This is a genomic window from Candidatus Jordarchaeum sp. (assembly GCF_052745115.1).
Window position 1 is genome coordinate 1 of the sequence record NZ_JBRAKS010000219.1, and the last position, 6,483, is coordinate 6,483.

At 37.9% G+C, this 6,483-nt stretch carries 5 protein-coding genes and 1 pseudogene; 2 read left to right on the forward strand and 4 right to left on the reverse strand.

From position 1 onward, the window contains the following. Positions 1–68 precede the first annotated feature (68 nt). A complete protein-coding gene (locus ACUVXA_RS14125; RefSeq protein WP_445871922.1) occupies positions 69–215 on the forward strand; it encodes a hypothetical protein in 147 nt (48 codons plus the stop codon). A gap of 164 nt (positions 216–379) precedes the next feature. Then, positions 380–961, forward strand: a complete 582-nt coding sequence (locus tag ACUVXA_RS14130) for a class I SAM-dependent methyltransferase (protein ID WP_445871923.1) — start codon at positions 380–382, stop codon at positions 959–961. A 247-nt stretch (positions 962–1,208) separates the two neighbouring features. Here ACUVXA_RS14130 and ACUVXA_RS14135 read toward each other — a convergent pair whose 3' ends face one another. From ACUVXA_RS14135 to ACUVXA_RS14150, 4 genes and pseudogenes are all read right to left on the reverse strand, one after another. Continuing rightward, entirely contained in the window at positions 1,209–2,234 is a 1,026-nt protein-coding gene (locus tag ACUVXA_RS14135; protein WP_445871924.1) for a glycosyltransferase, read from the reverse strand. A 42-nt stretch (positions 2,235–2,276) separates the two neighbouring features. After that, positions 2,277–3,914 carry a DUF2079 domain-containing protein gene (locus tag ACUVXA_RS14140; RefSeq protein ID WP_445871925.1) on the reverse strand — a complete coding sequence of 546 codons (1,638 nt, stop codon included), beginning with the start codon at positions 3,912–3,914 and terminating at the stop codon, positions 2,277–2,279. 221 nt (positions 3,915–4,135) lie between these two features. Continuing rightward, positions 4,136–5,200, reverse strand: a complete 1,065-nt coding sequence (locus ACUVXA_RS14145; RefSeq protein ID WP_445871926.1) for a Coenzyme F420 hydrogenase/dehydrogenase, beta subunit C-terminal domain — start codon at positions 5,198–5,200, stop codon at positions 4,136–4,138. Between the two features lie 83 nt (positions 5,201–5,283). Then, positions 5,284–6,390: pseudogene (locus ACUVXA_RS14150) on the reverse strand (polysaccharide pyruvyl transferase family protein); the annotation flags it as partial. Between the last annotated feature and the right edge of the window lie 93 nt (positions 6,391–6,483).

Below are 6,483 nucleotides of genomic sequence, written 5' to 3' on the forward strand. Positions count from 1 at the left end.
TGGGTAATGCATAGCTTTAGAGGTGGGATAAATTGCGAGAGGTTTAAATATCGAAAAAAAGTAAACGTGTGAAGCTGAAGAAAAACCCACCACCCCAACTATACGGGAAAAAAGAGGCTACTCTTATGAGGAGAACCAACACCTTCCAACTGACACCAACACACGGACAGAAACAAACACTGTTCAAAGTAGCCCACAACCGCTCCCGAATATAGCTCACAGAGACGCTGTGGGCTGTGTGAATATAGGACTCGCTCAGGGAGAACCAATCCCTGCGGGGGTCATTAACAGGGCGATGGCACACCCTACGCTACTACATGTAGCGTAGAACCCCCGATGCTTCAGCACGGGGAGTATGTCAGATTCTAGGTGAAATTCAATGGATGCTTTAAAGGATTTAACCGAAGAAAAAATGAATATGATGTATAAAAATGAGAATGAGAGGTTGTTTAATAAAAAGTGGAATTGGGATAGTTACAGATATCAGGAACGCTTTTCGCTCGCAATTAATCTGGTGAGAAAAAATATTTCGCGTAAGGCCCGGATAATAGATATTGGGTGTGCTCAGGGAAATTTTTCTACTCGCTTGGCAGCTCAAGGTTATAAAGTCGTGGGGGTAGATATTAGACCTAGTCTTATAAAGTATTCAAGGTGGAAAGCACGTAGGATGAAAGTGGGATCAGAAAATATCGATTTTGTGGTGGGCAGTGCTCTGGCTCTTCCTATAACTGATAACAAATACGACTGCGTATTGTTCTTAGAGATAATAGAGCATCTTAATAGGCCAGAAAAAGCTCTTGCAGAATTAAAACGTGTATTAAATGAGAATGGTACTCTCATATTTTCTACAGTAAATAGTTTTAGAATTCTTGGGCGGAAATCCTTTTCCCAATTTAAAGAACTGATTCAAAAAAAAAGAGATAAAAGGGGATACCCTCTCTGGAAAAGAGCATTTATTTGAATTAAACAAAGTGGAATGTATAAATTTATTGGTTCGCTCAGGATTCAAAATTTTAGAAATAATTATGATTGCACCAATCTTCATGTATCCGATATTCATGATAAATAGAATAAATTTCCTTCCCAAAATTGTATTGGATAGCTTGATAGAATTTTTCGCCAAAATAGAGAGATTTTGCAGGGGAGTAATGATTGTTGCTAAAAAAATGGATAATCTATTAATCTATAAGAGGGTTGGGGGATGAGGGTTATAACAAAAATTTTTTGAATTTTATGCTTCCATAAAGTCGGGCAATAAGTAATAACGTAATGAAAAAGGGCATAGTCGCCGCGCATTTTAATCTTAGAGAAAATGGTACCGGAGATTTTTCAAGTGATACAAACCTGTATCCGTAAGCAATAAAAAATATCAGATAACACCCTATTAAACCTAGAAAAAGTATCAGACTTAGAATAGAGTTGTGTAAAAGTCCTACAGTTAACATGATAAAAGCTAAGATAAAAGCTAAACCAATCGGGGAAAAAGGGCCGACGTAGGGCATTAAAAAACGTGAAGTTTCCGAAGAAATTGAATTAGCGTGTTTTTTGTATAACAAATTATCATACTGGTATCTAAGAGCCGTATGTAAAATTTGAGAGGTGGATTGAATTCGAACGGGATGGTATACAACGGCCTTTGGATTACGCTCTATCTGAAAACCTTTTTTTATAACTGATAATGCTAAATCCGTGTCTTCTCTGAATGGTTCCTTAAAACGTTCATCAAAAGAACCTACCTCGGCAAGAACATCTTTGGAATAGGCTATATTACATGTCGTATATTTAAAACTTGAAGTTATAGGTGCTAGAACTAGCGGCCAGATTAAAACATCTTCTGAGAATGTCTTTGTTTCACCAAAAACTCCGCCTATCCTATTTTTAAAACTTTGAACCAAATTTTCTAGCCATTTTCTATCAAGAATGCAATCCGCGTCTGTAAAGGCTATAATCTTTCCCCTTGATTTTTTTATACCTTGATTTCTAGCTGCTGCTGGTCCGCTTCTCTTAGAAAGGCGGACTAGTTTTAGATTAAAACCATTCTTTAAAGCCTCATTTATTTCTAATGTTTCGCCACTTTCATCCGTGGAGCAGTCGTCAATAAGAATTATTTCGAAAAGGTTCTTAGGATAAGTTTGATTAAGGAGGGAATCGAGACACTCTTTAAGAGTTTCGCGTGCGTTATAAAACGGGATCACAACAGAGACTTCAACAGCATTGTTTTTATTGTCTAACACTTTTATCTCCTTTAATTAATTCGTAAGTGCACACTTTAAATATTAAAGATTTATTAGAGCGGGACCTGTGTATCCTCTTTTAAGTAACATTATCCCATCCACCGATATTAGAATCCCATAGGTTCCGTTACTGATCAATTCAGGTACAACTGAGCTGAAGGCGAGGGGGGGAACCGGACTACTGTACTGCCCAAATATTGGTGGTAGGTAGTAGAAAATGCTGGTTTTATCTGCAAGTATATAATCGTATTCAATGTAGGGATGATAAACGGGATAGGCGTTTAAGTTGTGGGCTATGTGTGGAAAAATTTCGTTTTGTGTTGCCACACTAGAGTAGGGAGGAATTGTATATACGATCATCTTGAGTGCTTGATCATGAAACGTTACCTTTGGAAAGGTTCCTAGTGGGCTCCAACCGATACAGAAAATAATACTAAACACCAGCAACAGAATTAGTGTCATTTCAAGGGGATTATTAGCTGCGTAGAGTGCTTTTCTTCTTACAAATTTATTCTTCATTATTCTATTCATTATAGGATTATTCGAAAACGTCTTTAGAGCTAAACTCCTCACTACAGGAGTTATAAACTTGGAGCCGTAGACCGCAGATATAAAAATAAAAGGGACTAAAAGAGCTGGGTATTGGGTTCCTACTGGTTGGAAGTGATTGGGCAAAAGGGAAACTAAAGACGGTCCAAGCCATGGTAAAGATATGAGCAAAGAGGGGGGATTCAGAAATGATAGAAATGCAAGAGGGCCAAATAACACAATTAGGTAGATAACTTTGCTGTAGAACGGTGTAAACGCTAATTGAAGAACGTATAAAGGACTAGTAATAGCTGTAGTCAATATGTCCACTAAGCTCCCCCCTAAGTAGAACCAACTCTTATAAGGATTATACGGGGTAATCCTATACATGTTCATTATTATTCCTGACAAAACATACCACACACACCCTGCGAATATTGTTAAAAGCGAGGATAAAATACCTTTATCTTTTAAGAACCCTTTAGGATTAAAAACAAGCAGATTCACAATTTTCTTGCGATTTATCCAGAATCCATAGATTCCCATGAACACAATGATAAATGGTATTAACTCTTTACACATCATTGCAAGCGTGATGAGTACAAAATATCTAACAAACTTCTCTTTCCTGAAGTAGTAGAATGCCGCGATCAGAAGAAAGGGCGCCAGGCACTCAGGGTGAAAATCATACCAGTTAACACCCTGAAGAGGAGGATACAACAAGTAGAGAAACACGAAAACCAATCCCCCCCTGCTACTTTCTAATTCGTCACGTGCAAGCCAGAAAACTGGAATCGCCCCCAAAGCCAGGAAGAAGGATTGCAAAACCAGAAGGGTCAGAGGGCTTGGATAAACACTATAGACGGGGAGAAGAAGGAAAAATATGGGGGCGAAATGGTAACCAAAATGAACACCTAGTTCGGGAGTATTATAGAAGAAAAGTCCATACCTTAGCGTTGACCAAAGACTCTGCTCGTATATGCCCAGATCACCGGCGTAGGTTTCAAAGGCAAAATGCTTAATCACAGTGAAATATGAGAAGACAACCGTATAGATGGCTATAGACAAGTATAAAACGTATTGTGGCTTGGTCTCCACAAATTCCAGAACACGACTTTTAAACGTCAAATTTCTTCCTAAAGTTTTATTCATTTCGTCCATCATCACTCATTGGATTGATAAGAATTAACAAATTTACAATTATTAAAAGTTTACTTCCTCTAAATAATTCTTCTTGGCCTTCAAATCGCTCTACTTAACCACAGTTTCATGCTACTTAATCAACTCATCGTAGAATCTCCTTCGTCGCGATATTAAACTTAATTTGCGTAGAGAAAATGTGGGTTCCCCTTTATGCGGGCATCTTGCGGCTTTCAGAAAAAAGTTTGGGTGAACATTCTAAGCCACTTTAGTAGAAGGAATGGAGCATACTTTAGAAAACTGTAAACGAATCTATTATTTGACAGGCTAATACACACGTACTGAAAGATTCCCTTAAAGTAGCTCAAAACGCTTGGTTTAAGTGTCTTGGTATGATATTCGGGATGATTTTTTCCGATTAAACTTAAAAGTTTGAGCCTCGCCATGATCTGCTTCTTTTTAAAAGCGATTATCCTGCTACACATTTTTAATACTTTGTCCCTGCCTATTTCCTGAACACGGATTACCCGCTTTGATTTTGCGACTTGCAAAAGTCCTTCACCTATCTCATTTCTTGATATTATCAAGGATGAGCCTATTTTGTCTCCGCTGGTTTCTTGAAGCCAAGCATCTCCAAAAGAGAGGTCTGCCAACTCGGATGCTCCATCGAAACACATAGTGCACCTCCATGGAATGAAAAAGCCGCTGAAAAGCACACCCAAAGCTTCGGTGAAGGGTAGCCTTTTCTCTCCGCCATCCTTCATTTTTACTAGTACGCTACCAGGCCATCCCTCCCCACGATAACTCAATTTATCTACCTCATTTTTACTTACACCAATTTTTTTGAGTAAAACATTTGTTCCTGTAAAGGTAGGGGAATAATGGCATAATAGTCCTAGATGTAGAACTATTCGGTTTTTCAATTTTTTACTGTTTTTCTCCATTTTCCTTATGGCATGGATATGACATGGGAGTCCTACGAATGCATATTTTCCATCTACCTTTAATATTTCTTTGACAGCTGTGTTCGTTGGGCTAGGGCAGTACTTGGATCCTGCTGCTTCCAGTATTTCATGAGTAGATTTGGCGATTATTGTCTCTGGCTCTAGAGGCTTCTCTTTGTTCATCCTAGTGACCAATGCACCATCTATAATTTTCTCTTGAAGGGCGAAAGCCAATAGCGCTGAGATAAGATCTCCCGAAGCGCCTCTCCAGCGAGTTTCATAGTTAGTAGCGTGGCCAACGTAACATCTTAGAAAATTGCCAAGAAGCGTATCCTCAGAAATTTTATTAAACACAAGTTTGTTCAGTTCATCAAATTCTACTAAAGGTCCCGGGCAGATTTTAATACAAAGACCGCACTCTTTACAAATTGAGGCGTCTAGTTTTGGAGCATAAAGACCGTTGGATGTTTTTTCATCTCAATAGCAATGTTTTCACAGACAGCAGAACAAGCTCCACAGCCAGTGCAAAGACCTTCACTCCAAATATCCTCAACATTATTAAATTTGACGTTTTCATCTCTTAACTCTATGAATTTTTTAACAAGTTTAAAATTAGTTAATGCGTATTCTTTTATTTTCAGAAACTTTTCGCTTAGTTCTCTTCGAATATTGTCTTTGTTATTCCACAGAAAATCAATTTTTTGTTTTAGTAAGGGTAGCAATTCTTCCGGGCGATGTTTTCTTAAATCTATAATGTAGTCAAGTCCTAACCTTCTTCCTATTACTCCATGAAATTTGTGACTGTACGCCAAACCAATTGAAGGAACATTTGTAGAAACAGCGGCTATCAGAGGGTGCAACCTAGAGCTTATAAACATCTCACAACGCCTAATTACGCCCTTTATGTCGCTAGGAAGATACTCTCCTCTGATTAAAAACACACTATCTTTGTTCTTTACACGGGAATACACTTTCTCTGCTATAATTCGCTCATCGTTCTCTTCTCCAGGACCAATAATATGAGGGACAAGTAAAACTTTAACACCAAACTTTTCGGTTAGGTGGTCTACTATTTTGGCCATGACTATAACGTATTCCTCATATTTTCTATCAATTTCCTTTATGCTTGGAAACGCCTTTTTTGAACCATAGGCGTTAATATTAACGCCTACTAGAGGATACTCTCTGGGTATTTGTTCTTTTAGTAAAATTTCTTCAACTTTAGTGTTTGGTGCTGGTTTGAGTAGAAAGGCGGGATCGGCTGTGAGAAAAATTCGTTTTTTTATTCCAATTGATTTTAAATATTCAAGTGAAACATCTTCGCGTACAACAATTAAGTCAACACTATTCAGAACAAATTTACCAACAAGTTTTGTAAAAACATGGTTGAAAGGTCCAATGGACTCCCCTAAAAGAATGATAGGCTTTTTCAGTAAAAAACCCGGCAAGATGTTAAAGAAAGTAACAACCGTAGATTTTACTCCGTAAACATCGCTAAAATTGTCCGCTCCCATGTTGATAATAATATCAGATGATGCATAAGTGTAGACAGGATTTTTAAGAAGTTTATTGAGGTTTAACCCTTGTAGAAATCATAGACATTTGTCACCCCCCTCTTTAAATTTCTTTTCCGAGTT

Bases quoted from the DNA above. Each gene is read 5' to 3' on its own strand.
- ACUVXA_RS14130 (WP_445871923.1), top strand. From the start codon at position 380: ATGGATGCTTTAAAGGATTTAACCGAAGAAAAAATGAATATGATGTAT.
- ACUVXA_RS14140 (WP_445871925.1), bottom strand. From the start codon at position 3,914: ATGAATAAAACTTTAGGAAGAAATTTGACGTTTAAAAGTCGTGTTCTG.